Genomic DNA, 26,785 nt, shown 5'->3' with positions numbered 1-26,785 from the left:
GGCGCAAGGCCGGCGTTTTCGTTGAGGGCGGTCAGGCGTGAATCAGCCGTTCCACTTGCCCAGGGCGGCCTGGCCGTTTTCCTTGGCGCGATCAAACACGGTCTGCTGTGCCTTGGCGACGTTGGCCTTGGTGTCCTTGGCCCACAGCTTCAGCGCGGCCTGCTGCATGGCACGGCCATAGGAGAAGCTCAGCGGCCACGGCAGGTTGCCCATCTGGTTCATGGCGTTCAGATGCGCGGTGGACTGCTCATCACTCTGGCCACCGGACAGGAACACCACGCCCGGCAGGATCGCCGGCACGGTGCTCTTGAGGCACATCACGGTCGACTCGGCCACTTCCTCGACGTCGGCCTGCTCTTCGCAGCCCTTGCCGGAGATGACCATCGAGGCCTTCAGGATGGTGCCTTCCAGCAGCACGTTCTGCTGGTACAGCGCGTCGAACAGCGAACGCAGGGTGGCTTCGGTGACTTCGTAGCAGGTTTCGATGTCGTGGTCGCCGTCCATGATCACTTCCGGCTCGACCATCGGCACCAGGCCACATTCCTGGCACAGCGCGGCGTAACGGGCCAGCGCGTGGGCGTTGGACTCGATGCAGGTGCCCGACGGGATGCTTTCACCGATGTTGATGACCGCACGCCACTTGGCGAAGCGCGCACCCAGCTTGTAGTACTCCTGCAGGCGCTCGCGCAGGCCGTCCAGGCCTTCGGTGACCAGCTCGCCCGGGCAGCCGGCCAGGGCATGGGCGCCCTTGTCGACCTTGATGCCCGGAATGATGCCCTGGGCCGCCATGTACTTGGCGAACGGGACGCCGTCCTTGGTGGACTGACGGATGGTCTCGTCGTACAGGATCGCGCCGGAAATGTGCTCGTTCAGCTTGGGCGTGGTGAGCAGCAGTTCGCGGTAGGCGCGACGGTTCTCCTCGGTGTTCTCCAGGCCGACGCTGGCGAAGCGCTTGCCGATGGTGCCGGTGGATTCGTCGATCGCGATGATGCCCTTGCCCGGGGCGACCATGGCCTGTGCGGTTTCAGCCAGCTGTTCGATGCTCATGTACTTCCTGTGGCGGGTGCGGGAAAACGCCAATTATAGACCCCGCCTCCCGTGAACTGACCGTCCACGGAATCTGGAAACGATTCCATCTGAAAACGGCCCCAGACGATCGAATGTGTCTGGGGGAAAGCCCCCTGAGTGAGGGGGCGGCCGCGAAGCGGCGGGGGTCTGGGAGGTGGTAAGAAGGGGCCCACGGTTTGCCGCGCAAACCGTGGGGCGACAGCGCGTATGCGATGACGCGTACCCTTAGAGTTCGCCGAGACCGCTCGCACGGCCGTCTTCGCCCACTTCCAGCAAGCGCAGCGTGTTGGTGGCGCCATGGGTTTCCATGTGCTCACCGCTGGTGAAGACAACACGGTCGCCGCTCTGCAGCTGGTTCGCTTCGAACAGCAGGCGGATGCTGCCGCGCGCGGCTTCGCGCGGGGTCAGGCCGCGGCTGTCGAAGTTGATCGGGAACACATCGCGCATCAGCGCCATCTGGCGGCGGGCGCCGTCATGGCGGGTCACCGCGAACACCGGTGCCGAGGCACGGAAGCGCGACAGGTAACGTGCGGTACCACCGGATTCGGTCATCGCCACGATCGCACGCACGCCCACGTGCTGGGACAGGAACATGGTGGCCATGGCGATCGCCTGATCGGCACGTTCCAGGTTGCGCGGCGAGGCACCGAAATCGGTCTCGGTCTGGAACTGGCGTTCGGCACCGAGGCAGATACGCGCCATCGCTTCGACTGCCTTGACCGGGTACATGCCCGCGGCGGTTTCGGCCGAGAGCATCACCGCATCGGTACCGTCGATGACCGAGTTGGCCACGTCCAGCACTTCGGCGCGGGTCGGGATCGGGCTTTCGACCATCGACTGCAGCATCTGGGTGGCGGTGATCACCACCTTGTTCTGCGCCAGCGAGGCCTTGATGATCTTCTTCTGCAGGCCCGGCAGTTCGGCGTCGCCGATTTCCACGCCCAGATCGCCACGCGCGACCATGACCACGTCACTGGCGTCGACGATCTCTTCGAGGTTGTCGATCGCTTCGGTGCGCTCGATCTTGGAGACCAGCGCGGCGTAGCAGCCGTGCGACTCGGCGATCTCGCGCGCGTCGTTCATGTCCTGCGCGTTGCGGCAGAACGAGACGGCGATGAAGTCCACGCCGATCTTGGCCACGATGCCGATCAGTTCTTTGTCGCGCTCGGTCAACGCGCCCAGCGACAAGCCACCGCCCTGCTTGTTCAGGCCCTTGCGGTCGGACAGCACGCCGTCGTTGAGCACGGTGTTGATGATGCGCTCACCCTGCACTTCGGTGACCTGCAGCTGCATCAGGCCATCGTCGAGCAGCAGGATGTCACCGGCCACCACGTCCTGCGGCAGGCCGAGGTAGCTCACGCCCACCTGGGTGGTGTCGCCAGCCGGTGCGTTCGGCGAGGCGACCAGGTCGAAGCGGTCGCCCGCCTTGAGCTTGATCTTGCCTTCGGCGAAACGCTCGATACGGATCTTCGGGCCCGGCAGATCGGCCAGGATGCCCACTTCCACGCCCACGCGGGCAGCCGCGGCACGCACATCGGCGGCACGCTTGGCCTGGCCGGACGGGTCACCGTGACTGAAGTTGAGGCGAACCACGTTCACGCCGGCGCGGAAGAGATCCTCCAGCACGCCCGGCGGGTCGGTCGCCGGTCCGAGGGTGGCAAGGATCTTGGTGCGACGCTGACGCTCAATCATGGTTAATGGGCTCCCGTTAAAGGAGTGAAATTAGCACACCCATCACGTCCCATGAATACGATTACACCGCTGGCACGCTTGGGTTTCGCTGTTGTCCTGCAGACAGCCCGAGACGACCAGGCGGACAGCGGTGTGACCGCCCGGCGGCCAGCCCCAATCGCGGCGGGCCTTTGCGCGGGACATGCGGCGGCGTACGGATCGCCGCCGCGGCCCTCAATCGATCAGGGTGAGCAGGTCGTCCGGTGCCTGCGCGAGGTGCGCCGCCCCGGCCGCGGTGAGCTCTTCGGCACCGCCGAAGCCCCACAACACCCCGATATTGCGCAGACCGTGATGGCGGGCGCCTTCGATATCCATGCGCCGGTCGCCGATCATCCAGCACTGCGCCGGGGTCAGCGACAACCGGTGCAGGGCCTCGGCGACGAGCTGCGGCTTCTCGCTGCGGCTGCCATCCGGGGTCGCCCCGATCACATCTTCGAAGCAGTCACCGAACGGCAGGTGCTCGACGATGCGCCGTGCATGGGGCTCGTTCTTGGCGGTGACGATCGCCAGCCGATGGCCGCGCGCCTTCAACGCCTGCACGACCTGGCCGATGCGCGGGTAGACCTCGTGTTCGCGCCAGCCGACCACGTCGAAGCGCTCGCGGTAGTAGGTCACCGCCTGCTCGACCTGGGCCGGATCGTTGAACAACGGCGCGAAGCTGGTGCGCAGCGACGGCCCGATCCAGCGCCGCAGTTCATCCTGCGGCGGGACCGGCTGGCCCATCTGCGTGAGCGCATGCGCCACGCACTGGGTGATTCCGACGGCCGAATCGATCAGCGTGCCGTCGAGATCGAAGAACAGCACATCGCGGCTCACGCGCCGCGGGCCTCCAGCGCGGCGACGGCCGGCAGTGTCTTGCCCTCCAGGAACTCCAGGAAGGCACCGCCACCGGTGGAAATGTAGCTCACGTCGCTGGCGATGTCGTACTTGTCGACTGCGGCCAGGGTGTCGCCACCGCCGGCGATCGAGAACGCCGGCGAGGCCGCGATGGCGCGGGCCAGTGCTTCGGTGCCATGGCTGAAGGCCTCGAACTCGAACACGCCGACCGGGCCGTTCCAGACCACGGTGCCGGCGTTGGCGATCAGGCCGGCATAGTGCTGGGCGGTATCCGGGCCGATGTCCAGGATCAGGTCATCCTCGGCCACATCGGCGACGGCCTTCACCGTGGCCTCCGCATCCGGCAGGAACTGCTTGGCCACCACCACGTCGGTCGGCAGCGGGATGTCGGCGCCGCGCGCCTTGGCATCGGCGACGATCTTCTTGGCGGTGTCCAGCAGGTCCGGTTCGTACAGCGACTTGCCGACCGAATAGCCGGCGGCCGCGATGAAGGTGTTGGCGATGCCGCCGCCGACGATCAGCTGGTCGACCTTGCCGACCAGGCTGGAGAGCAGTTCCAGCTTGGTGCTGACCTTGCTGCCGGCCACGATGGCCAGCAGCGGCTGGGCCGGAGCAAGCAGCGCCTTGGCCAGTGCGTCCAGTTCGGCCATCAGCAGCGGACCGCCAGCAGCCACCGGCGCGAAGCGGATCACGCCATGGGTGGAGGCCTGCGCGCGGTGCGCGGTGCCAAAGGCATCCATGACAAACACATCGCACAGCGCGGCGTACTTCTTCGCCAGCGCCTCATCGTCCTTGCCTTCGCCGACATTCATCCGGCAGTTTTCGAGCAGCACGATCGAGCCCGGCGCGACGTCCACGCCATCGACCCAATCACGCACCAGCGGCACCTCGACACCCAGCAGCTGCGACAGGCGCAGCGCCACCGGGGCCAGCGATTCGGCCTCGCTCCACACGCCTTCCTTCGGCCGCCCCAGGTGCGAGGTCACCATCACGGCGGCGCCCTTCTCCAGCGCCAGCTTCAGCGTCGGCAGCGACGCGGTGATGCGCTGCTCGGAGGTGATCTGGCCGTTGTCGATCGGCACGTTCAGATCCTGGCGGATCAGCACGCGCTTGCCGGAGAGATCGAGGTCGGTCATGCGAACGATGGACATAAGCAACTCTTTGGCTCTGAAGAAGGAAGTGCGCCGCACGGCGCAGACGATCATTGTCCCGGCTGCGCGGGTGCATCGCAAATCTGCTTAACGGGGACGGAGGTAGTTAAGCGGATGCTACTTAACAGGGACGGAGGTAGTTAAGCGCGCTTAACTACCTCCGTCCCTTGGCGGCTGGCGCAGCAGGCTCACCGCGAAGCCACCGACAATCAGTACGCCGATCACCAGCAGCGCCCACAGCAGCCACTGTTTCCAGTCGCGCTGCGGGGCCACTGCGGCATCGCCGGCGAGGACTTGCGGTGCGCCCTGCACCGTTGCCTGCGCCGGTTGCCACTGCGCGCCATGCTGCTCGCGCAGCTGCGCGATCACCGTGGCCACCGGCGCCTCCTGGCGTTCGGCACGGAGGCTGCCGGCGGCGACCGTAAACGGCGGCTCGCCTTGGCTGAGGAACACCAGCGCTTCGGGCTGGTAACCAAGCTTCAGCGTCGGCGCAGGCATCGACTGCGCCTGGCCGGCCACCAGCTTCCAGTAGCGGTCACGCGTGCTGCGCACCAGCGGCTGGGTCTGCGATTGGCGTCGGTCGGCGGCGTCCTGCAGTTGATAGGCCACCCACGGGCCGGCACGCACCTGCCACGGTTGGTCGGCATCATCGCGGCTCAATAGCGTCCACTGCACCACGCTGTTGTCGGCGGTGGCGATATCGGCCTGCGCGATCGGGAAGCGCCCGTCCAGCTGATACTCGAATTCACCGGGCTTGCCGGCGGCACCGGTCAGCGACTGCCAGCGCCACGCGATCGCCTGCGCGGTCGGCGCCAGCTCGGCCTGCACGGTGGACAACGCCGGCAAGGCATCGGCGCCGATCGGCAGGATCCGGAAGTACTTGGCCTGGCGCGCGATCTCAATGCGGCGCTGCTGCAGGCGGCGACCTTCATGCTGCAGGTCCACCAGCGGCACGTCGTCGGCGATGCGCAGCCAATCGCGCAGATCATTGCTCATTTCCACACGCACGCGCGCCTGCAGCGGCGACTGTGTCTGCCAGTCCAGGCGCAGGGCCTGCACGCCGGTCTTGAGGGCACTGGCGTCGATCAGCCAGCCCGCCGGTTGTCCGGCCGCCCCACCCCGCCCCAGCCGCGCTTCCACCCGGCGCACGCTGCCGTCGGTATTACGCTCGGTAAGCAACTGCAGGTCATCGCCGGAGGTGCCGGCCATCGGTGGCAGCGGGAACCACGACAGCGTCTGCCATTGCGGTGCCTGCGCCAGTGGCTGGTCGGCGGCCAGCAACGCCGACGGCAGTGCCTGGCCTTGTGCGTTGAACACCTGCACATCGGCCAGGCGTGGCGATACCGCAGTGCGGTACACGCCATCATCGAGCGTCAGCCGGTACGCGCCGGCCTGCGGCTGTGCGAGCTGCAGCGGCCATTGCTGGCGATAGGCCTGGCGGTCGTCGGTGGACTGGGCCTGGGCTAATGCCAGCGTCGGAAGCGCCAACGCAGCGAGGAGGATCAGCGGGCGAAAGGTCTTCACGACTGTGGCTCCACGGTGGGGTCCGGCGCGCGTGGCGGCGCCGGTGCCAGATAGCCCACGACCGTGCACAGCAGGCCGTAGGCGATGAAAGAAGAAATGCCCAGCAGGTTGCCCAGATGCTGGCGGTCGATCAGGACCAGCTTGGCCAGCACCACCCCCATCAGCACCGCACCGACCAGCCACAGGACGCGTTGCCCGCGGCGCGAGCCCCACACCCAGCTGATCACGCCGAGTACGCTCCAGACCACGGTCAGGCTGGTCTGGGCCAGGGTCGAAGACCACAAGCGCTCGTTCCACGGCACCCCGCCCCAGTGGTGCACGGCATGCAGGGTGATGCTGGTCAGGGCGACGAAGCCGGCAATCGCCACCAGCGGTATGCGCAGGGCACGCAGGCCGTCCGGCGCCTGCGCGGACCACAGCCAGCGCCCGGCCAGCACCAGCACCGCCAGCTGCACCAGTTCCACCGGGTTGAGCAGCGGCAGCCACGGCAACGGTGCGGCGCCGGCTGGCACCAGCAGCAGACCCGCCCAGCTCACCCCCAGCACGGCGAACAAGGTGGTCTGCAGCGGTGTGCGCATGGCGTCGAAACGCTCGCCGAGTGGCACCGTCAGCCAGCGCCAGCGCAGCAGCGCCACCGCGGTGACCAACAGCCACGGCAGCAGCATCAGGGCCAGGCCCCAGCCCTGTGCCAATGCGAAGCGATCGGCCAGCCACAGGCAGGCCAGCGACACTACCGACGGCCACAGCAGCCACCACAGGAACTGGGCAGCCAGCGAGCTGCGGTCTTGACCACCGCGCAGGCACCACAGGCTGCGCACACCCAGCAGCGCGAACACGGCCCAGGCCAGCGCGCCATGACCCGCGAACGGTTGCTGATGCACGTCGGCCTGCCACAGTGCCAACGGGAACGCGGCCAGCACCATCGCCAGCGTGGTCAGCACCAGCGCGCGAGCCGGCCAGCGGCGATGCATTTCGGCAGCCAGCCACGCGGTGACGGCGGCGGCGATCAGCAGCGCGTCGGGCTCGGTGCGGTGGGTAACGAAGCGCAGGATCTCGTGACTGACACTGCCCAGCCACCACAGCAGGCCCCACAGGTAGTAGACGATGGCCGGCGCATCGCGCTGCGCGCGACGGTAGCTGAAGGCGGCGGCAAAACCGGCCAGCGCCAGCAGCAGGCCACTCATGAAGGTCGGGTTGGCAATGGCCGTGGCGTCCAGATGCCAGTAGTCCGCGCCAACCACGAAGCCGAACGCGGCGCCCAGGATCAGCAGCGCACCGGCGATCTGCGGCAGCCAGCGCTGCTGGCGCAGGCCCAGCCATGCCAAGGCGGCACCTTCCAGTGCGAACACGCTGGCGGTGGCGCGTGCGGACAGTGCCAACGGCACCGCCAGTGTCGCAAAGCCCACCGCGAGTACCGCGTGCGACTGACCCAGCGCGGCGTAGCGCTCACGCTTGATCAGCGCCCAGGCCAAGCCGGCATACAACGCGGCCAACGCGAGCGAACACAACGCCAGCAGCAGCCGGTCGTCATGCAGCAGGCCGGCCTGCAGCGAGAACGCGATCAGCGGCGTGCCGAACACCAGGCTGCCATCGATCAGATCGCGTTTTTCCGCGCTCTGCCGGCGCGCATAGAGGATCGGGATCAGCAGGTAGAAAGCGAAGAACAGCAGCAGGAACGGCTCGGTACTGGCGAACTTGTCCGCGCTGTACTGAAGCACGCCCCAGGCCGTACCGATGCCGAACGTGAACGCGAAACCAAGCAGGTTCAGCGCGCGCCACGGGCGCCACCAGGCAATGGCAAGGATCGCGGCGTTGAGCACGGCGTAGTACGAGAACAGCGCGACATGGTTGCCGCTGCCGGTGGACAGCCAGATCGGCGCCATGAAGCCGGCCAGAATGCCGAGCACGGCCAGCGTGCGCGAGTTCTGCACCACCGCCAACACGCCCATGCTGGCGATCAGCAGCACGCTGAGCGCAAAGGCCGGCGCGGCGGGTATCAGGTCGTAGCGTTTGAACGCAGCGAAGATGGTCAGCAGCAGCACGCCGATCGCCCCACCCTGCAGCGCCAGCGCAAACAGGCGCCGGGTATCGCGCTGCACCCAGCCGAACACCAGCCCGGCCAACGCGGCGACCGCGATGGCGGCCAGGCGCAGCTCGATCGGTGCGTTCAACCACCCCTGGTCGCTGGCGTACTTGAGCAGGGCGGCCACACCGGCCAACAGCACCAGCATGCCGATCTTGACCGGCACGTTGCCCTCGGTGAACCACTGTTTGATGGTGCCGACGATGCGCTCGCCGATGCCGGGGCCTTCTGGTTCGGCCGGCAGGATCGGGGCAACCGGCGGCACGGGCGCCGATGGCGGCAGCGGCGGTGGCATCGCGGCAGCCGCGGCAGCCGCTGCAGGTGCAGGCGCAGCCGTGGCGTCCGGGGTCTGGACGGGCGTCTCCACTGCGGGCTGCATGGCGAAGTCCAGCGGCGCGGCCACCGTGTCCACGGATTGGATATCCGTCCAGCGCAGCGGCCGCTCGGGCTCGGCAGGGGCCGACGATGCTTCCCAGGCAGATCCGGCCGCACGTTGCTCCAGCGCGGCCACGCGGCGGCGCAGGCCGGCGATCATCACCAGCGCAATGATCAGCAGCAGCGGGATCGCCAGCAGCACCAGCACCAGCAGGACAATCAGAGCTTCCATTCCAGGCCATCCTCAAGAGGTCGCCACGGCTGCACCCGACAGGCGCAGTGCCGATGGCACGCGGGCCATGCTAATGGATCGGCGGCACGGGCGGGATCAAGGCGCTGATTGGTCTGCCTGAAACGACAGACCCCGGCACGGGGCCGGGGTCTGTGGAATGACGCAGGAGCAGCGCTGGCTTACGCAGCGACGACCTTGACCATTTCCAGGCACTTGTTGGAGTAGCCCCATTCGTTGTCGTACCACGACACCAGCTTGACGAAGGTGCCATCCAGCGCGATGCCGGCATCGGCGTCGAACACCGAGGTGTGGGTTTCGCCACGGAAGTCGGTCGCCACGACCTTGTCTTCGGTGTAGCCCAGGATGCCCTTCAGCGCGCCTTCGCTCTGCGCCTTCACTTCAGCGCAGATCTCGGCGTAGGTGGCTTCCTTCTCCAGCTCGACGGTCAGATCGACCACCGACACGTCCGAGGTCGGCACGCGGAAGCTCATGCCGGTAAGCTTCTTGTTCAATTCCGGGATCACCACACCGACGGCCTTGGCCGCACCCGTGGACGACGGAATGATGTTTTCCAGGATGCCACGGCCACCGCGCCAGTCCTTGTTGGACGGGCCATCGACAGTCTTCTGGGTGGCGGTCGCGGCGTGCACGGTGGTCATCAGGCCACGCTTGATGCCCCACTTGTCGTTGATGACCTTCGCAAGCGGTGCCAGGCAGTTGGTGGTGCACGACGCGTTGGAGACGATCGCCTGACCGGCGTAGGTCTTGTCGTTCACGCCGAACACGAACATCGGAGTGTCGTCCTTCGACGGTGCCGACAGGATCACCTTCTTGGCGCCCGCGTCGATGTGCTTCTGCGCGGTTTCCTTGGTCAGGAACAGGCCGGTGGATTCGATGACGACATCCACGCCGACTTCGTCCCACTTCAGGTTGGCCGGATCACGTTCCTGGGTCAGGCGGATCTTCTTGCCGTTGACCAGCAGGTCGTTACCGGAGACCTCCACATCGGCCTTGAAGCGGCCGTGCACGGAGTCGTACTTCAGCATGTACGCCAGGTAATCCGGCTCCAGCAGATCGTTGATGGCGACGATTTCGATGTCATTGCCGAAGTTCAGCACGGCCGAGCGCAGCACGTTGCGCCCGATGCGACCGAAACCGTTGATGCCAACCTTGATTGCCATGTTCACAAGCTCCTGCAGCCGCGACGGTGCGGCGCCGATGGAAAGGGGTGTTCATTCTAGCAGGGCTGGAACCGGCCCGGCCCGAGGTAGCCAAATGGAAACCGGTTACAACGGTAAATACCCGGATTGATCCGGATCAAGGCGCGCAGGCGCGTGAACGGGAAAACTGGCGCCATTCCAACCCGCCACGAGACCGACTCATGCGCAAGACCTCCCCCCTCCTGCTCTCCAGCCTGGCCGCCGCGCTGGCGCTGGCCGCCGCCCCTGCGATGGCCCAGTCCAAGGGTGACTGGACGATCGGTGCCGGCGTGCACCAGGTCGCCCCGAAGTCCAACAACGGCTCGCTGGCCGGCGGCACGCTGAAGGTCGATGTGGACAACGACATCAAGCCGACCATCACCGGTGAGTACTTCATCGCCGACAACCTCGGCATCGAGCTCCTGGCCGCGCTGCCGTTCAAGCACGACATCAACATCGCCGGCCTGGGCAACGTGGGCAGCACCAAGCACCTGCCGCCGGTGGTGTCGCTGCAGTATCACTTCAACAGCAAGGGCAAGGTTTCCCCGTTCCTGGGCGCGGGCATCAACTACACCACCTTCTTCAGCGAGAAGACCGGCGGCGCACTGGCCGGCAGCAAGTTGAAGATGGAAGACTCCTGGGGTCTGGCCGCCCATGCCGGCCTGGATTTCGCGATCAACGACAAGGGCTCGCTGCGCGTTGATGTGCGCTGGATGGACATCGACAGCAAGGTCAAGCTCGACGGTGAAAAGATCGGCACCGTCAATATCGACCCGCTGGCTTACGGCGTGTCGTACGTGTTCAAGTTCTGATCGGCGGATCAGAGCCCAACAAGGCAACACCCTCGCAGCAAGACAGTTTCCCCGGCTTCGGCCGGGGTTTTTTTTCGTTCTTCTTGCAGCTGTTTGGCACGCATGAGGCGGAGACAGCGCTTGGCCTTCCAGCGAGATGGCCGACCTCAGCCTGCAGCCGGCCAGATCCCGGCAAGCCCGCGCGCGGCCGGCCCGCTAGAATGCCGCGGATGAAAATGCCTTCCCTGCTCCCGGCCGCCGCCCTCGCGCTGGCCCTCACCTTCGTTTCCACCGATGCCCTGGCCTGGGGCGCACAGGGCCACCGCCTGGTGGCGCGGATCGCCGAAACCCGGCTGACCCCGCAGGCCCAGGCCGAGGTTGACCATCTTCTCGCTGCCGAGCCGGACCCGACCTTGCACGCCATCGCCCCATGGGCCGATCAGCTGCGCGCCAAGGACCCGGGCCTGGGCAAGCGATCGGCTGGTTGGCACTACGTCAACATCGCCGAAGACGATTGCCACTATGAGGTGCAGAAACACTGCAAAGACGGCAACTGCGTGGTCGAAGCGCTGAAGGCGCAGACCGCGATCCTCGGTGATCGCAGCAAGTCCGACGCCGAGCGCGCGCAGGCGCTGAAGTTCGTCGTGCATTTCGCTGGCGACATCCATCAGCCGATGCATGCCGGCTACGGTCACGACAAGGGCGGCAACGATTTCCAGGTGCAGTTCAACAACCGCGGTACCAACCTGCACTCATTGTGGGACAGCGGCATGCTGAATGAGCAGAAGCTGGACGACGACCAGTACCTCAAGCGTCTGCTCGCGCTGCCCAAGCCGGTGTTCGGCAAGCGCTCCACTATCGATGTTGACGCCGTACAGTGGGCCGAAGCCAGCTGCCGGATCGCCATTGCACCTGGCGTTTACCCGGACAAGCGTACGCTGGGACCCAGCTATTCGGCGGCCTACCGCCCGGTCGCCGAGCGCGAGCTGCGCGTGGCCGGTGAACGCCTGGCCGTGCTGCTCAACGACACTCTGGGCAAACGCTGAGGTCAGCATCATGTCACTGCACGTCGCCAGTTTCTTCCACCCGGACAGCCACACCTTCAGTTACGTGGTGCATGACCCGGCGACGCTGCAGGCGGCGGTGATCGATCCGGTGCTGGACTACGACCCGGATACCGATGCATTCGGTGCAGGGCCGCTGCAGCCGCTGCTTGCCCATGTGCGCGACAGCGGCCTGAAGGTGGGTTGGCTGCTGGAGACCCATGCGCATGCCGATCATGTCAGCGCCGGGCGGTGGCTCAAGACGCAGTGGCCCGAGGCGACGCTCGCCATGGGCCAGGGCATCGTGCAGGTGCAGCGAACCTTCGCGCCGCGCTACGCGCTGGATGTCCCGACCGATGGCTCGCAGTTCGACCATCTGTTCGCCGATGGCGAGCACTTCAACCTCGGTGATATCGACGCCGAGGTGATCGCAGTACCGGGCCACACCAGTGACAGCGTCGCCTATCGCATCGGCGATGCCCTGTTCACCGGCGATTCGCTGTTCATGCCCGACGGTGGCACCGCCCGCTGCGATTTTCCGGGCGGTGATGCAGGACAACTGTACCGCTCGATCCAGCGCATGCTGGCATTGCCCGATGCGACCCGTGTCTTCGTCTGCCACGACTACGGTCCCGGCGGCCGCGAGGTCGCCAATCAAACCACCATCGGCGAACAACGCGCGCACAACATCCATCTGCGCGATGGCATCAGCGAGGCGGACTTTGTCGCCACCCGCCAAGCCCGTGACGCCACCCTGCCCGAGCCGAAACTGATGCAGCCCTCGGTAAAGGCCAACCTCCAGGGCGGTCCGGAAAGGTAGCGCCGGCCGCTGGCCGGCACCCCCTTATTGCCCGGTTGGCACAGGACGCCTTGCCTGTTCAGCGTCCTTGCCGCCGCACCACGTGTTGCCCTTTCACGATCTCGAACGTGAAGCCGTACAGCAGGCTTACCGGCACCGGTTCGATGCGCTCGGCGCCTTCGCAGTCTCCCCGATCCGTCGGCACGCGCTGCGGGGGAAAATGACAGACCGCTGCGGGGGTGTAGCGCCACATCGCCACGGCTTCCTGCGCGGCCTGCATGAGCGGTGCGTTCTGCGGCGCGTTGCCGGCCGCGCACTCGCCGCGATCACTCAACGGCACACTGCGCTCCACCCTGCCCTGCGCATCGATCACCACCTGCAGGCACACCATGGTCGGTGCCAGCTCGCGCCGAGGATCGCGCTCCCCGACCACCGGATCGGGCGCCGCGTAGAGCTGCGGCATGCGGTAGCCCTCGGTGGGGCCGAGCTGATACGTCCCCACCTGCGCGCTCCCGGTCGTGCCCACGCTGGCCTGCAGACGCTGGTGGTCGACGTTCTCGGCACGCGTGTCCACCGTGGTGATCTGATCGTGCCCTGCACAGCCCGACAGAAGCAGCAAAGACAGCGCCGTTGCCACCTCCCGCCTCATCGCGCGGGCTCGTCGTCATCCATGGCGAACGTGACAGGAATCTTCAGCGCCGACGCGACCGCTTTGCCATTCTTGATCGCTGGCTCGAAGGTCCACTGCTCCGCGGCAGCCACCGACGCCGCATCGAAGATGCCCGCCGGGGTGGCCTCCAGCACGCGTACGCTGGTGGCCTTGCCGTCGGCGTCGACGTTCACCTGCAACACGACCTTGCCGACGATGCCTTGCTCGAAGGCAATCTTCGGATAGGACGGTGGCGGCATCATGCGGGCAGTCGCACCGCGATCGGCCGGCATGTCGACCTGTCCCATCCCGCTGACGGCAGCCGCTGCGCTGCCCTGGCTGGCCCAGGCCACTGTGCCCAGACCCACACACAACCCGACCACCAGCACCTGCCCGGCCATCCGCGGCAATGCGTTCCGCTTGTGTTCCTTCAACATGGCAATACGCTCCTTCAACATCGGTTGGCTGCGCCAGTGGCAGGCCATCGGTGCAACCGGGTGGACCAACTGCGCCTTCAGCAACGCGTTGGCATAGAGCCGGCGCAGGGCCGGATGCGGGTCGACCGTGCGTGCGTCGCAGGCCAGTTCCTGGTCCCGCAGGAACCGGCGCGCCACCCACGGCAGCAACGGGTGAAACCAGAACACGCAGCGCAGCGCGGCCAACGCGGCGTTTGCCCAGGGATCGCCATGACGGCGGTGGCTGTGTTCGTGCCGCAGAATCAGCGCTTGTTCGGCGGGGCTGAAACGCTGCTCAAAGTCCGGGCCGACCACGATCCGCGGCCGCCACAGGCCGACCAGTGCCGGCAGGCCGGGATCGCCAGTGGCCTGCCAGCTGCCATCCCCGCGCTGTTGCAGCTCGCCCAGCGCATGTTCAAAGCGACGTTGCGCCCGCCAGCTGAGGCCAGCCATCGCCACCGCGCCGAGCAACCACATCGTCATCAGCAGCAGCGGCCACTGCGAAGCATCGCTGGGCACGGCCGGCGCGCGCAGGGCCGAGGCCATGACCATCACCGGCTCTGTCTCAGTGATCGGCAGCCGTGGCAGTGGCAGACAAGGCACCACCAGCATCAACGGCAGCACCCACCAGCTGCGATACGCCAGCGCCGCGCCGCCCAGACGCAGCAGCACCGGCCGTGCGGCGGCCACCACAAGCGCCGCCAGCGCCAGCCACACGCTGGCCTGCAGCAACCCATCAAGCAGCTCAGTCATGGTCCAGCTCCCGGATCAGTTGCTTGAGCTCGGCGATGTCCTGCGCGCTGAGCTCCCCGCGCTGGCTGAAATGCGCGACCAGCGGCGCAACGCGACCATCGAACACCCGATCCAGAAAGCCCTCGCTCTGCTCGGCCACCCACGCCTGGCGCTGCAGCACCGGCGAGTAGAGATAGCGGCGCCCATCGCGGCTGGCACTGATCGCGCCTTTGGTCAGCAGCCGGTTGAGCAGCGTCTTGATGGTGGGCTCTGCCCAGTCGCGGCTGGCCAGCGCGGCCATCACCTCATCGGCGCCCAGCGGATGATGGCGCCACAGCACCTCCATCACGACAGCTTCGGCTTCACTGATCTGGCTCATCATTTACATCCGTAATCGACAGATCGATTACGCCCGTAATCAGCGCGGGTGTCAACCCCTTCAACAGCCGGTTCATGCATCCACCGCCAGCGTCGGCGCATACCCCGACGGCACCTTCGATGAGGCGCTGCCGAACATCCGATGGCGGTGCAAGGTTCGTGCGCGTCGGCGATGACGTTCCGCGTCGCCGTCTGTTCAACCCCGGAATGCTGTAATGGCCCGCATGATTCCGCAGGATAGCGCCGCATGACCGAACACCTGACCGACCTCGACGCCGCCGTCGACTGGCTGCTGCAGCGGGTCGATGGCCCGCTGCGCATTGGCGCACCACTGGCGCTGGGCAAGCCGCACCGGCTGCTCAACGCCCTGTACGCGCGCGTGGAAAACGATGCCTCGCGGCCGCTGCAGCTGTATACCGCGCTGTCGCTGAATCCGCCGCGCGGCGGTGCCGGGCTGGAAGCTCGCTTCATGACGCCGTTCGCCGAGCGTCATTTCGGCGCGGACTTCCCGCGCCTTGCGTATGCCGATGCGATGGTGCGCGACCAGCTGCCGGTGCATGTGCAGGTGGAGGAGTTCTACATGCAGTCCGGTGCACTGCTCGGCTCGTCGCAGGCGCAGCGCAGCTACACCAGCCTCAACTACACGCACGCCGCCGATGCGGTAGCCCAGCGCGCGCCGCACGCGATCGTGCAGAAAGTAGCGATGCGCGCGAATGATCGGCGCCTGTCGCTGTCGTGCAACAACGACATCACCCAGGACACGCTGGATGCGATGGTCGCGCGCGGGCTGCCCAGGCCGTTGATGATCGCCGAGATCGATCCGCAGCTGCCGTATCTGGCCGGCTCGGCCACGGTGGACGTGTCGTTCTTCGATCTGGTGATCACCCCGCCCGGGCCGTACCCGGAACTGTTCGGTCTGCCGCGCCAGCCGGTCAGCGATGCCGACTATGCCATCGGCCTGTACGCCAGCACGCTGGTGCGCGATGGTGGCACGCTTCAGATCGGCATCGGCACGCTGGCCGATGCACTCAGCCATGCGCTGGTACTGCGGCATACCGACAACGCACGGTATCGCCAGATTCTGCAGGCGCTGGATCCCGGCCTTGCCCACCACCCCACCGTGCTGGAATGCGGTGGCTTGGAGCCGTTCGAGATTGGCCTGTATGGCTGCAGCGAAATGCTCAACGAAGGCTTCCGCCGGCTGGTCCAGACCGGCGTGATCCGGCGCAAGGTGCATGACGATCTGGCGCTGCTGCAGCGGATCGAGAACGGCACCGCGTGGACCACCGATTACGCCACCCTCGAGGCCGAGGGCCAGTACCTGCACGGTGCGTTCTATCTGGGCTCGCCGGAGTTCTACCAGTGGCTGCGCGACCTGCCCGATGACGAGCGCAGCGCGATCGGCATGCGCCGCATCAGTGAGATCAACCAGCTCTACGGTGGCGATGAAACGCTGGAGCGGATGCAACGCCGCGATGCGCGCTTCTTCAACTCCTGCATGATGGCCACCGCGCTCGGCGCCGCTGTCTCCGATGCACTGGAAGACGGGCGCGTGGTCTCCGGCGTGGGCGGCCAATACAACTTCGTGGCGATGGCGCACGCCCTGCCCGGCGCCCGCAGCGCGCTGATTTTCCGCGCCACCCGTGAGGACAAGGGCGTGCTGCAGTCCAACGTGCGCTGGAACTACGGGCACACCACGATCCCGCGGCATCTGCGCGATCTCTACATCAACGAGTACGGCATCGCCGATCTGCGCAACATGACCGACGAGGACTGCGTGATCGCCATGACGGCGATCACCGACGCGCAGTTCCAGGCGTCCCTGCTGGACAAGGCGAAAGCCTCGAAGAAGCTCGCGGCTGGTTTCACCGCGGCCGATGATGGGCAGCGCAACACAGCCGCCGCCGTCAGCGCCGCGCTGGCGCCGTTCCGCCAGTCCGGCCTGCTACCGGACTATCCGCTGGGCAGCGATTTCACCGAAGTGGAGCAGCACCTGGTCAAGGCGCTGGGCTGGCTGAAGCAGAACACGCAGACGCCGATGGCCAAGCTGCGCACGGTGCTGGCGGCGGTGACGCAACCGGCCGGTGATGGGGATCAGGCCTATCTGCAGCGGATGGGACTGGAAGCGCCGAACACTTTCGGCGAACGCATCGAGGCGCGGCTGGTGCGGTTGGGCTTGGCGCGCACGGCGTGATGCGCGCCGTCTTGGCACGCGGGTAGTGCCGGCCGCTGGCCGGCTCGCGCCAGGTCAGCGCAGACGGCAGATGATCGCGCCGTCCATCAATCCAGAACGCAGAAGGCCGGCGTTCGCCGGCCTTCCGTTTGATGGCGCCGAGCGTGGCTCGACGCCATCCAGCCGCCATCAGTTCGCCAGCTGCGCCTTGGCCGCAGCCACGACGTGCTCGGCGGTGATGCCGAAGTGCTTGTACAGCGCGTCCGCCGGGGCCGACGCACCGAAGGTGTCGATACCCACCACCGCACCGTCCAGGCCCACGTACTGGCGCCAGAAACCGGTGACACCGGCTTCCACGGCCACGCGGTTGCGCACGGCGTTGGGCAGCACGGACTCGCGGTACGCCGCGTCCTGACGTTCGAATACATCGGTCGAGGGCATCGACACCACGCGGGTCTTGATGCCGGCGGCATCCAGTTCCGCCTTGGCGGTCACGGCCAGGCCCACTTCCGAACCGGTGCCGATCAGGATCACGTCCGGCACGCCGCCTTCGGCATCGGCCAGCACATACCCACCGCGCGCGATCTGGGCGACCTGCTCGGTGCTGCGCGGCTGGTGCGGCAGATTCTGGCGGCTGAACACCAGGCAGCTCGGGCCATCCTTGCGGGTGATCGCGGCCTTCCAGCTGACCGCCGATTCAACCGCATCGCACGGGCGCCACACATCGTTGTTCGGGATGTAGCGCAGCGAGGCCAGATGCTCCACCGGCTGGTGGGTCGGGCCGTCTTCGCCCAGGCCGATCGAATCGTGCGTGTACACGTGGATCGCGTGGGCCGGGATCAGCGCGCTCATGCGCACACCGTTGCGGGCGTAATCGCTGAACACCAGGAAGGTGGCGTCGAACGGAATGAACCCGCCATGCAGGGCCAGGCCGTTGGCGATCGCGGTCATGCCGAACTCGCGCACGCCGTAGTACACGTAGTTGGCGTTCGGGTCATCGGTGGCGACCGACTTGCTGGCCTTCCACAGGGTCAGGTTGGAGTGCGCCAGATCGGCCGAACCGCCCACCAGTTCCGGCAGCAGCGGTGCGAACGCTTCGATCGCCAGCTGCGAGGCCTTGCGCGAGGCAATGGTCTGGCCATCGGCCTGGACCTGGGCGATGTAGGCATCGGCCTTGGCGATGAAATCGGCCGGCAGCTCGCCGTGCGAACGACGGATCAGCTCATCGGCTTCGGCCGGGAACTGCGCGGCGTACTTGTCGAACTGCTGCTCCCACTCGGCCTGGCGCAGGGTACCGGTACCGCCGGCACGCCAGCCGGCGTAGATCTCTTCGGGGATCTCGAACGGACCATACGGCCAGCCCAGCTGCTTGCGGGTTGCATCCAGCTCATCCTTGCCCAGCGGGGCGCCGTGGCTGGATTCCTTGCCGGACTTGTTCGGCGAACCAAAACCAATCGTGGTGCGGCAGCAGATCAGGGTCGGCTTGTCGAACTGCGACAGCGCGCTGTCGATCGCGGACTTGATGCTCTCCGGATCGTGGCCATCGACGCCGCGCACCACGTTCCAGCCATAGGCTTCGAAACGCTCGGGAGTGTTGTCGGTGAACCAGCCATCGGTGTTGCCGTCGATGGAGATGTGGTTGTCGTCCCAGAAGCAGACCAGCTTGGACAGGCCCCAGGTACCGGCCAGCGAGGCGGCTTCATGCGAGATGCCTTCCATCAGGCAGCCATCGCCCAGGAACACCCAGGTGCGGTGGTCGACGATCTCGTGTTCCGGACGGTTGTAGCGCTGTGCCAGGAGTTTCTCGGCCAGCGCGAAGCCCACGGCGTTGGCCAGACCCTGACCCAGCGGACCGGTGGTGGTTTCCACGCCGGGGGTTTCATGGTGTTCCGGATGGCCGGCGGTCTTGCTGCCGAGCTGGCGGAACTGCTTGAGCTGCTCGATCGGCAGGTCGTAGCCGCTCAGGTGCAGCAGCGCGTACTGCAGCATCGAGCCGTGGCCGTTGGACAGCACGAAGCGGTCGCGGTTGAACCACTTGGGATTCTTCGGGTTGTGACGGAGATAGTCGTTCCAGAGCACTTCGGCGATGTCGGCCATGCCCATCGGCATGCCGGGATGACCGGACTTGGCGGTTTCAACCGCATCAGCGGCGAGGAAGCGGATGGCATTGGCCAACTGGCGGCGGGTAGGCTGCGTCATGGTTCTGTCGGAATCGGGAGGCGGCCGCGAACGTGCGGGCGGCCCATTGTCCCACAGCTGATCGACCGGGTCAGGCCGGAGACAGGCCAGCCGTTAAACGAAGACGCCCCGCACGAGGCGGGGCGTCGGGGAGCAGCGGACCTGCGCAGGCTTAGTCGCGCGGGGCCGGCGCGGGTGCCGGGGCCACGGCGGCCACCACCGGGCCATCGTCCACCTCGCCCTTGGCCACCAGGGTGGTCAGGGCCAGATCGCCGGTCACGTTCAGCGCGGTGCGGCACATGTCCAGGAAGTGGTTCACGCCCAGGATCAGGCCGATGCCCAGCGGGTTCACGCCGACCATCGCGCAGATCATCGCCACGACCGGCAGCGAGCCGGAGGGGACGCCGGCGGTGCCGATGCCGCCCAGGATGCAGACCGCCATCACCATGATCTGCTGGCCGATGCTCAGGTCCACCCCGAAGAACTGCGCCAAGAAGATCACCGTCACGCCCTCGAACAGCGCGGTGCCGTTCTGGTTGGCGGTGGCGCCGACGGTCAGCACGAAGCGCGAGACCTTCTGCGGCAGGCCCATCTGGTCGGCCACGCGCAGCGCGGTCGGCAGGGTGGCGTTGCTGGAGGCGGTGGAGAAGGCCATCACGGTGGCCTCCTGGGTATCGCGGAAGAACGCCAGCGGCGAGCGACCGGACAGCCACACGGCCACGCCGTAGGTCACCACCATGTGCAGGCCCAGCGCCAGCACCACCACGCCCACGTAGGCGCCCAGGCGGATGATCAGCTCGAAGCCGAACAACGCGGCCAGGTTGAACATGAAGCAGGCCACCGCGTACGGCGCCAGGCGGATGACCAGGTTGATCAGGGTCATCGAGACTTCGAAGATGCCTTCGATGGCACGACGCAGCGGGGCCACCTTCTCTTCGGGCGAGAGCACCATGCCGATGCCGAACATCAGCGCGAAGAACATCAGCGACAGGATCGCGCTGTTGCTGGAGGCCGCCTCGACCACGTTGCCCGGCACGATCGACAGCAGCATGTCCATGCCCTTCGGCGTGCCATGGATACCGGCGACGATCTCCTTGCTGCGCTCGGCATTCTCGGCCAGCATCTGCGCGGCCACGACCGGGTCCACGCCCACGCCGGGCTTGAGCACGTTGACCAGCACCAGGCCGATGCCCACGGCAATGCCGGACAGGACGATGGTGTAGGCCAGTGTCTTCCAGCCGATGCGGCCGAGGGCGCGGATGTCGCCCATCTCCGACACGCCCATGATCAGCGCCGAGAAGATCAGCGGCACGATCAGCATGAAGATCAGATTGAGGAACAGCCCCGACGCCGGGCTGGTGATGTAGTCCATCACCCATTTGGCCACGCCGCTCAGGCCGTCAACGGTGCCGCCAAGGGCATGCACGGTCAGCCCCAGGACCAGGCCGATGATGAAACCAATGCCCATTTTCCAGTGCAAAGGCAGTTTCTGCCGGGTCGTTGCGGCCTCAGTCATGGAGCGGCGTTCCTCGAAAAAATGAAATCAGCTTAGCAAAGGCAGCCGCCCTGACCGACACGCCTTTTTATGAATGCGCAGTTGGGTACAACGGCGCAAGACCATTGTTCTGCGCGGCCGCGCGCACCCGCCAGTGTGGTCCGTCATGGAAGGCGCGCCGCAGGTCCTGCCGGGCTTGGCCGACATCGCCGCCCTGCCCGCCCCAGCGGACCTGCTGCATCCGTACCAATGCCTCGCGCTGCTGGGCATCGTCGAGGCGCTCCAGCACCTGTTCCAGGGTCTGCACACCGCCCATGCCCGCCAGCACCGCGACGATCTCATCCAGCCCGCCCGCTTCCATGGCACGGCGCAGATCGGCGCGGGTGTACGCGCTTCCTGCCGCGGCGACGGGAACGCCCCCTTCGGCACTGCGCACAGCAACAGGACGACCGCGACGTCGCCAGCCCCAGACCAGGGTCAACAGCCACAGCACGGCCAGCCCGGCCGACAGCCCGATCCAGCCCCACGGCCGTGACGCGCCCTGCGCCGGGGCCAGCTGCAGATTGGTGGAAGATGCCGCCGGCTCGCCCGGCAGGGCCGAGGTGGTATCCACCGGCAAGCTCGGCGCGGCAACGCCACCAACGCCGGTGGCGATGTCCAGCTGGAGGTCCGGCAAGCTGGCACTGCGCGGCTGGCCGGCCGCGACATCCCACCACGCCATGCGCAGCCCCGGCACGGTCAACGGCCCGGCCTGACGCGGCACGATCGCAAAGCGCCGGGTGAGCTTGAGCTGCGGCGTGTTGCCGTTGAAGGTTTCATCGAACTGCGGCGGCTCGGCGAACACCTGCGCGCCTGGGCCGACGTCCGGCACCGGCAGCTCCGGGAACTGTGCCTTGGTCGCGCCCTCGGCTATCGCCTCGACCACGATGGTGGCCGCTTCACCGGCACGGCCGGTGGTGGGCGCGGCGGTGTAGCGCAGGCGCAGCCCGTGCAGGGGCAGCCACGGCTGCGGTGCCGAGGCAGGCTGCGCCTGGACCTGCAGCGTGCGCTCGGCCGAGGCGGCACGCAGCCGGCCATCACCGCCGAACATGTCATTGAAGAAGCCCCCCGCGCTGCGCCCGTTGAACTGCGCGGCCGGCAGCACCAGCGGGCCGCTGCGTTCGGGGATCAGCAGAAAGCGGCGCTCCACCACGTTGTAGCGGCGGCCGTTGACCTCGCGCACCTGGCTGCGGTCATCGCCCACCCGCTGCAGCGATGCACCGGCAGGCGTATCGAGCACCAGCTCACCGCTGAGCAGCTGCGCGGCGTAGAACAGCCGTACCACCACGCCCACACTCTGCTGCACATACGGCGTGGGATCGTCGACCTCGGTTTCCAGGAACACGGCGGCATTGCTGCTGGCCGCCGCCGGGGCCGCGGCGCTGCTGGCACCGACCTGCAGGGTGAGCGGCTGGGTCCGGCTGCTGCCGACCTGCAGGGCGGGAATCTGCAGCGTGCCGCTACGCTTCGGCGTGAGCGCGACGGCATACAGCGCGCGCGAGGTGGTCGCGCCGTTGCTCCACTGCACCTGGCGGCTGCTGGTCTGGCTGCTGAGATCGAAGTCGGTCCGCAGCGGGCCGTAGTCCGGCGCGCCGCCGCCCGCATCGGATTCGATGTTGAGGGTGACGGTATCGCCGTCGGTGATCTGCTCGCGGTCGAGCCAGGCACGGGTCTGCGCGTGCGCGGCCATGCTCGCGCACAGCAGCAGGGCAAGCCCGGCGCGCAACCAGCGCTGTATCGTGGAATGTGTCATCGCCCTTCCCGTTTCCTGCGTTCGTTTTCCAGCTGGAACTTGGCCCGCAGCAGGCTGCCCGGGTCATCCGGCACGCGACGCATCCAGGCTTCGACGGCCTGCTGCTGCTCACGTTGCTGCGGCGTGCCGCTGACCTGGCCCTGCGCCTTGCCGGTGCCGTCGTGCTTCCGTTGGCGCTGCATCGCCTGCTGCATGCGCTCGCGCTGGGCCGCGTCGGCCTCGGCCTGCGCCTGGCTGTCGGCAGCTTGCGGCGACTTCTCGCCCGTTGATTGGCCATCCTTCGGATCACCGGACGAAGGCGGCGGCGAACCGTCACCCTCCTTGCCCTGTCCCTGCCCCTGCTTCTTGCCGGCGTCGGGCTTGTCGGGCGGGTTCTTTCCGTCTTGCTGATCGTTGTTCTGGTCGTTGTTCCGGGGTGGCTTGCGCTTGCGTGCGGCGTCGACCGCGGCGCGGTTGGCGACCGCATCGGCCATGCCTGGATGCTTCTTCAGCGCGCGGTCGTAAGCATCGATGGCCGCGTCGTACTGGCCCTGCCGCGCCAACGCGTTGCCCAGGTTGTACCAGCCAGCATCGGTATCGATCCCCTCGAACTGCTGCTGCGCCGCCTTGAAGTCGCCCTTGCGGTACGCATCCACGCCGGTGGACAGGCGCTGCTGATCGACCTGATCGCCGCGTTGCCACCACGTGCCGTCTGCTGCGTGTGCAGACGTCGGCATCGCCATTGGCAGCGCTGCCATCATCACCAGCACCGCCAGCGCACCGCGCCGACGGAACGCGAACAAGGCCAGCAACATCAGCGGCGGCAGCAACCAGAAGCCTTCATCGCGCCAAGCACGGCCCTGCCCTTCGCGGCTATCGTCGGCACTGACCCGCGGGGTCAGCACATCAAGCGCGGCCAGATCCTTGTCGTCGCTGGCGATGCGCGCATAGCGACCGCCACCGCGGCTGGCCACGCCGCGCAGGGTGGTCTCTTCCAGGCGCGCCGGCACGATCTGGCCCTCGCCGTTGCGATACGCCGCGCCCTGCGGCGTGCCCAATCCGAGCACGGAGACCACGAAGCCCTGCGCACGTGCCGAGGCCGCGGCCTGCTCGGCATCCGCATCGGCGCGGTCGGTGAGCAGGAGAATGTCGCCGCCGCGCGCACCGGATTGCTGCAGCAGCTTCACCGCGGTTTCCAGTGCACGGTCGGCACGCTGACCATCGCGGGGCATGACGTCCGGTGCCAGCGCGTCCAGATACAACGCGACATTGGCCATGTCGTCGGTCAGTGGCGCCACCGTGTAGGCATCATCGGCGTACACCAGCAGGGCGACTTCGCCGCCTTGGCGCTCGCGCAGCAGCGTGGCCAGTTTGGCGCGCGCCTGCAGCAGCCGCGACGGCGGCAGATCGGTCGCGGTAACGCGCGAGGAGAGGTCCAGTGCAACCACCAGCGGCGACGGCGTCTGCCACAACGGCTGGGCGACCTGCCGCCACGATGGACCGGCCAGCGCCACGACGGCAATCGTTGTGCCGAGCAGCAGCACGATCAACCCACCCCAGGCGCGACGGTCGCGGCCGACCAGCAGATGGCGCAGCAGATGCGCATCGACCGTGTGCCGCCACACATTGCGGCGACGCCGACGCAGCCACCAGATCGCCACCAGCAGCGGCAGCGCCAGCAGCGCCCACAACGCATCAGGGCGCATGAAGTGCAGTGCAGTCAAGTTCGCGATCATCGCCACCGCCTCGGCAGCAGCCAGGCAAGGCCGGCCAGCAGCAGTGCCAACGCCAGCGGCATCGCATAGCGCTCGATCCGCGGCCGCACCGCCGGGCCAGCGGATTTGACCGGCTCCAGCCGTTCCAGCTCGGCGTAGATGCCGGCCAGCTCTTCGGTGTTGCGCGCGCGGAAGGAGCGGCCACCGGTGAGCTCGGAAATCTTGTTCAAGGTGGCCTCGTCGACCGGGTCTTCGCCCGGGGCGATCTGCACGCCAAACAGACTGATGCCGCCGTCGCCGCCAAAGGCCACGGTATAGACGCGCACGCCTTCGGTCTGCGCCAGTTCGGCCGCACGCAGCGGTTCAAGCACGCCGGCGTTGCTGACGCCGTCGGTAAGCAGGATCAGCACGCGCTGGCCCTCGGGTTGTTCGCGCAGGCGTTTGACCGCCAGCGCGATCGCATCGCCAATGGCGGTCTCGCGACCGGCCAGCCCGACCACGCTGTCGCGCAGCTGGTCGCGCACGCTGGTGAGGTCGGCGGTCAACGGGGTCAGGGTGTAGGCACGCTCACCGAAGATCAGCAGCCCTACCCGGTCGCCCACACGGCGGTCGAGGAAATCGGCGAGCACGGCCTTGGCCGCCGTCAGCCGCTCCACCACCTGATTGCCGAGCATCATGTCCGCTTCGCTCATGCTGCCGGACACGTCCACCGCGAGCATCATCTGCCGGCCCTGCTGCGGCGGCGTCACCGCCTCACCCAACTGCTGCGGCCGCGCGGCGGCCACGCACAGGCAGGCCCAGGCAAGCCACAACACGGCACGGCCCAGCCCTGCCCCGGCGCGGCCCGAGGCAGCACCCAGCGACTGCAGTTGGTCGGCCGCATACGGCACCCGCAACGCGGCACCCGCGCCGGGCCGCGAGGGCCACCAGCGCATCAGGATCGGCAACGGTAGGGCCAGCAGCATCCACGGCCACGCCAGCCCGTCGAGCCAGCTCAACCATGTCGGCAGTGTGAGCGCGATCATCGGCGCCGCTCCGTCAACAGCGACAGGTAGCGGCGGCGTGCGAGCACCCGCAACCGCTGCACGGCCTCGGCATCCACGCTCGGCCGATAGCCGCCATCGCGCAGCAGCGCGCCGTCGCCCTCGGAGAAAGCCCGGCTGTTCTTTTCATCGAGGAAGGCCAGCCATTCACTGCCCTGCAGGCGTTCGGCGCCGGGCTGGTACCGACGTGCCGCGCGACGCAGCAGCTCGGCAATCGCCGCGACCTCCAACACTGGCGAACCGGCCTGGGCTATCTGGGCATCGAACAGAGCCAGCCAACGCTGGCGTGCACGGCGCCGGCGCCATTGCCAGATCCAGATCGCGGCCACCACCACGATGATGGCGGCCAACACCAGCCACCAACCCGGCGCAGGCGGCCACCACGACGGTGACGGTGGCAGCTGCACATCGCGCAGCGGCAGCGACGCAGCGGCGCTCATGCCACCACCGCGGTTGGTAACGGGCTCAGCCAGCTGTCGCTCGCGTCATCGGTGGCGACCACGTGCACTTGGATGCGGCGCGCGGCCAGACTGTTCTGCAGCGCTTCCAGTGGGGCCACGAAACGGTCGCGCCAGTGTTCGCGCACCGCTGCGCTGCCCAGATCCAGCAGCACGCGGCGGCCCTGCGAAAGAAACGGCAATGCCTCGGCCGGCGGTGCCAGCTCCAGCGGATCGACCAGCAGCATCACCACCACTTCATGGTGCATGGCCAAAGCGGCCCACCGCGCAGGGCTGATCGAGGCCGCGCGCGCCGGATCGGCCAGCACCACCACGCGTGCACCGGGGCGCAGCAGCCGCGCCGCCTGCTCCAGCGCGCGATCCAGGCCGACGTCTTCGGCCGGCGGTTCGGCGTACCAGCGGGTCAGGGCATCGAGCACGCGCAGCACACCGCGCGTGCCGCCGGCCGGTGCGATCGGCGGCTCCTGGGTGCTGCCACGCACGGCAGCAAGGCGGTCGCCTTGGCGCTGCGCCAGCCACGCCGCGACGGCACCCACGCGTGCGGCCTGCACGGATTTGAAGCGGACCCGCGTGCCGAAATACAGCACCGGGTCGGTATCGGCGACCAGCAGCGTCAAGCGCTCGCGCTCGGCCTGGAAGAGTTTGGTATGCGCGCGCCCGGTGCGCGCGGTGACGCGCCAGTCGATATGCCGGGCGTCATCGCCCGGCACGTACTCGCGCGATTCGGCGTACTCCATGCCGCGCCCACGCGCGGGCGACGGCGCACTGCCGGCATGACCGTGCCGGCCACGCCGCGCGGGTGGCGCGCGATGCGCACTGCGGCGCAACGCCACCAGTTCGGCCAGGCTGGGCTGCAGGCCATCGCCTTCCAGCGGCGTGGCCGTATGCACGGGCAGGTCCATGGC

21 protein-coding genes are annotated in these 26,785 nt (G+C 67.5%); 4 read left to right on the top strand and 17 right to left on the bottom strand.

All coding sequences use genetic code 11. The features are described 5' to 3' along the window. Positions 1-42: 42 nt before the first annotated feature. From AC13F7_RS03430 to gap, 7 genes are all read right to left on the bottom strand, one after another. The gene (locus tag AC13F7_RS03430; RefSeq protein ID WP_088432708.1) at positions 43-1,047 is read right to left on the bottom strand and encodes a class I fructose-bisphosphate aldolase; all 1,005 of its coding nucleotides are present in this window, start codon (positions 1,045-1,047) and stop codon (positions 43-45) included. A gap of 246 nt (positions 1,048-1,293) precedes the next feature. Further along, the gene (pyk, locus tag AC13F7_RS03425) at positions 1,294-2,760 is read right to left on the bottom strand and encodes a pyruvate kinase (protein WP_121039358.1); all 1,467 of its coding nucleotides are present in this window, start codon (positions 2,758-2,760) and stop codon (positions 1,294-1,296) included. Between the two features lie 213 nt (positions 2,761-2,973). Continuing rightward, on the bottom strand, positions 2,974-3,615 hold the full coding sequence (locus AC13F7_RS03420) for an HAD-IA family hydrolase (protein WP_482999242.1): 642 nt from the start codon (positions 3,613-3,615) through the stop codon (positions 2,974-2,976). Further along, positions 3,612-4,787 carry a phosphoglycerate kinase gene (locus AC13F7_RS03415; RefSeq protein ID WP_482999241.1) on the bottom strand — a complete coding sequence of 392 codons (1,176 nt, stop codon included), beginning with the start codon at positions 4,785-4,787 and terminating at the stop codon, positions 3,612-3,614. Before AC13F7_RS03415 ends, AC13F7_RS03420 begins: the two co-directional genes overlap by 4 nt. Positions 4,788-4,937: 150 nt before the next feature. Beyond that, positions 4,938-6,311, bottom strand: a complete 1,374-nt coding sequence (locus AC13F7_RS03410) for a DUF3999 domain-containing protein (protein ID WP_482999240.1) — start codon at positions 6,309-6,311, stop codon at positions 4,938-4,940. Further along, positions 6,308-9,001, bottom strand: a complete 2,694-nt coding sequence (locus tag AC13F7_RS03405) for a DUF2339 domain-containing protein (protein ID WP_482999239.1) — start codon at positions 8,999-9,001, stop codon at positions 6,308-6,310. The genes AC13F7_RS03410 and AC13F7_RS03405 overlap by 4 nt, the downstream gene beginning before the upstream one ends. Positions 9,002-9,180: 179 nt before the next feature. Next, on the bottom strand, positions 9,181-10,182 hold the full coding sequence (gap, locus tag AC13F7_RS03400) for a type I glyceraldehyde-3-phosphate dehydrogenase (RefSeq protein ID WP_019183902.1): 1,002 nt from the start codon (positions 10,180-10,182) through the stop codon (positions 9,181-9,183). Between the two features lie 200 nt (positions 10,183-10,382). On the opposite strand from gap, the gene AC13F7_RS03395 reads away from it, so the two are divergent. The 3 genes from AC13F7_RS03395 to AC13F7_RS03385 all read left to right on the top strand — a co-directional run bounded on the left by AC13F7_RS03395 (position 10,383) and on the right by AC13F7_RS03385 (position 12,854). Then, the gene (locus AC13F7_RS03395; protein WP_265309077.1) at positions 10,383-11,012 is read left to right on the top strand and encodes an OmpW/AlkL family protein; all 630 of its coding nucleotides are present in this window, start codon (positions 10,383-10,385) and stop codon (positions 11,010-11,012) included. 200 nt (positions 11,013-11,212) lie between these two features. Then, positions 11,213-12,037 (top strand): S1/P1 nuclease, encoded by an 825-nt coding sequence (locus AC13F7_RS03390; RefSeq protein WP_482999238.1) that lies wholly within the window; start codon positions 11,213-11,215, stop codon positions 12,035-12,037. Positions 12,038-12,047: 10 nt separating this feature from the next. Continuing rightward, on the top strand, positions 12,048-12,854 hold the full coding sequence (locus tag AC13F7_RS03385; protein WP_482999237.1) for an MBL fold metallo-hydrolase: 807 nt from the start codon (positions 12,048-12,050) through the stop codon (positions 12,852-12,854). Between the two features lie 58 nt (positions 12,855-12,912). On the opposite strand, the gene AC13F7_RS03380 is transcribed toward AC13F7_RS03385, so the two are convergent. From AC13F7_RS03380 to AC13F7_RS03370, 3 genes are read right to left on the bottom strand one after another with little or no spacing between them, the layout of a single operon-like run. Beyond that, on the bottom strand, positions 12,913-13,482 hold the full coding sequence (locus AC13F7_RS03380; protein ID WP_482999236.1) for a hypothetical protein: 570 nt from the start codon (positions 13,480-13,482) through the stop codon (positions 12,913-12,915). After that, a complete protein-coding gene (locus tag AC13F7_RS03375) occupies positions 13,479-14,690 on the bottom strand; it encodes a M56 family metallopeptidase (RefSeq protein WP_482999235.1) in 1,212 nt (403 codons plus the stop codon). Before AC13F7_RS03375 ends, AC13F7_RS03380 begins: the two co-directional genes overlap by 4 nt. Then, complete coding sequence (locus AC13F7_RS03370) at positions 14,683-15,048, bottom strand: BlaI/MecI/CopY family transcriptional regulator (RefSeq protein ID WP_481469099.1); 366 nt, start codon at positions 15,046-15,048, stop codon at positions 14,683-14,685. Before AC13F7_RS03370 ends, AC13F7_RS03375 begins: the two co-directional genes overlap by 8 nt. A gap of 246 nt (positions 15,049-15,294) precedes the next feature. Here AC13F7_RS03370 and AC13F7_RS03365 point away from each other — a divergent pair, with 246 nt between their 5' ends. Then, complete coding sequence (locus AC13F7_RS03365) at positions 15,295-17,241, top strand: acetyl-CoA hydrolase/transferase C-terminal domain-containing protein (protein WP_482999234.1); 1,947 nt, start codon at positions 15,295-15,297, stop codon at positions 17,239-17,241. Positions 17,242-17,409: 168 nt separating this feature from the next. On the opposite strand, the gene tkt is transcribed toward AC13F7_RS03365, so the two are convergent. The 7 genes from tkt to AC13F7_RS03330 all read right to left on the bottom strand — a co-directional run bounded on the left by tkt (position 17,410) and on the right by AC13F7_RS03330 (position 26,782). After that, positions 17,410-19,419: a transketolase gene (gene tkt / locus AC13F7_RS03360; protein ID WP_482999233.1), complete on the bottom strand. Its 2,010-nt coding sequence runs from the start codon at positions 19,417-19,419 to the stop codon at positions 17,410-17,412. Between the two features lie 151 nt (positions 19,420-19,570). Further along, positions 19,571-20,914, bottom strand: coding sequence for a dicarboxylate/amino acid:cation symporter (locus tag AC13F7_RS03355; protein WP_123730323.1), 1,344 nt, complete (start codon positions 20,912-20,914; stop codon positions 19,571-19,573). A 67-nt stretch (positions 20,915-20,981) separates the two neighbouring features. Further along, on the bottom strand, positions 20,982-22,685 hold the full coding sequence (locus AC13F7_RS03350; RefSeq protein WP_482999232.1) for a BatD family protein: 1,704 nt from the start codon (positions 22,683-22,685) through the stop codon (positions 20,982-20,984). After that, a complete protein-coding gene (locus tag AC13F7_RS03345; RefSeq protein WP_482999231.1) occupies positions 22,682-24,400 on the bottom strand; it encodes a VWA domain-containing protein in 1,719 nt (572 codons plus the stop codon). The genes AC13F7_RS03350 and AC13F7_RS03345 overlap by 4 nt, the downstream gene beginning before the upstream one ends. Continuing rightward, on the bottom strand, positions 24,397-25,404 hold the full coding sequence (locus AC13F7_RS03340; protein ID WP_482999230.1) for a vWA domain-containing protein: 1,008 nt from the start codon (positions 25,402-25,404) through the stop codon (positions 24,397-24,399). Before AC13F7_RS03340 ends, AC13F7_RS03345 begins: the two co-directional genes overlap by 4 nt. Further along, the gene (locus AC13F7_RS03335) at positions 25,401-25,862 is read right to left on the bottom strand and encodes a DUF4381 family protein (RefSeq protein WP_482999229.1); all 462 of its coding nucleotides are present in this window, start codon (positions 25,860-25,862) and stop codon (positions 25,401-25,403) included. The genes AC13F7_RS03340 and AC13F7_RS03335 overlap by 4 nt, the downstream gene beginning before the upstream one ends. After that, positions 25,859-26,782 carry a DUF58 domain-containing protein gene (locus AC13F7_RS03330; protein WP_481469091.1) on the bottom strand — a complete coding sequence of 308 codons (924 nt, stop codon included), beginning with the start codon at positions 26,780-26,782 and terminating at the stop codon, positions 25,859-25,861. The genes AC13F7_RS03335 and AC13F7_RS03330 overlap by 4 nt, the downstream gene beginning before the upstream one ends. Between the last annotated feature and the right edge of the window lie 3 nt (positions 26,783-26,785).

The sequence above is a fragment of the Stenotrophomonas sp. K-6 genome (assembly GCF_056861555.1).
Note: the sequence above shows the minus strand (reverse complement) of the source record. Positions and strands in the feature narration are given on the sequence as shown.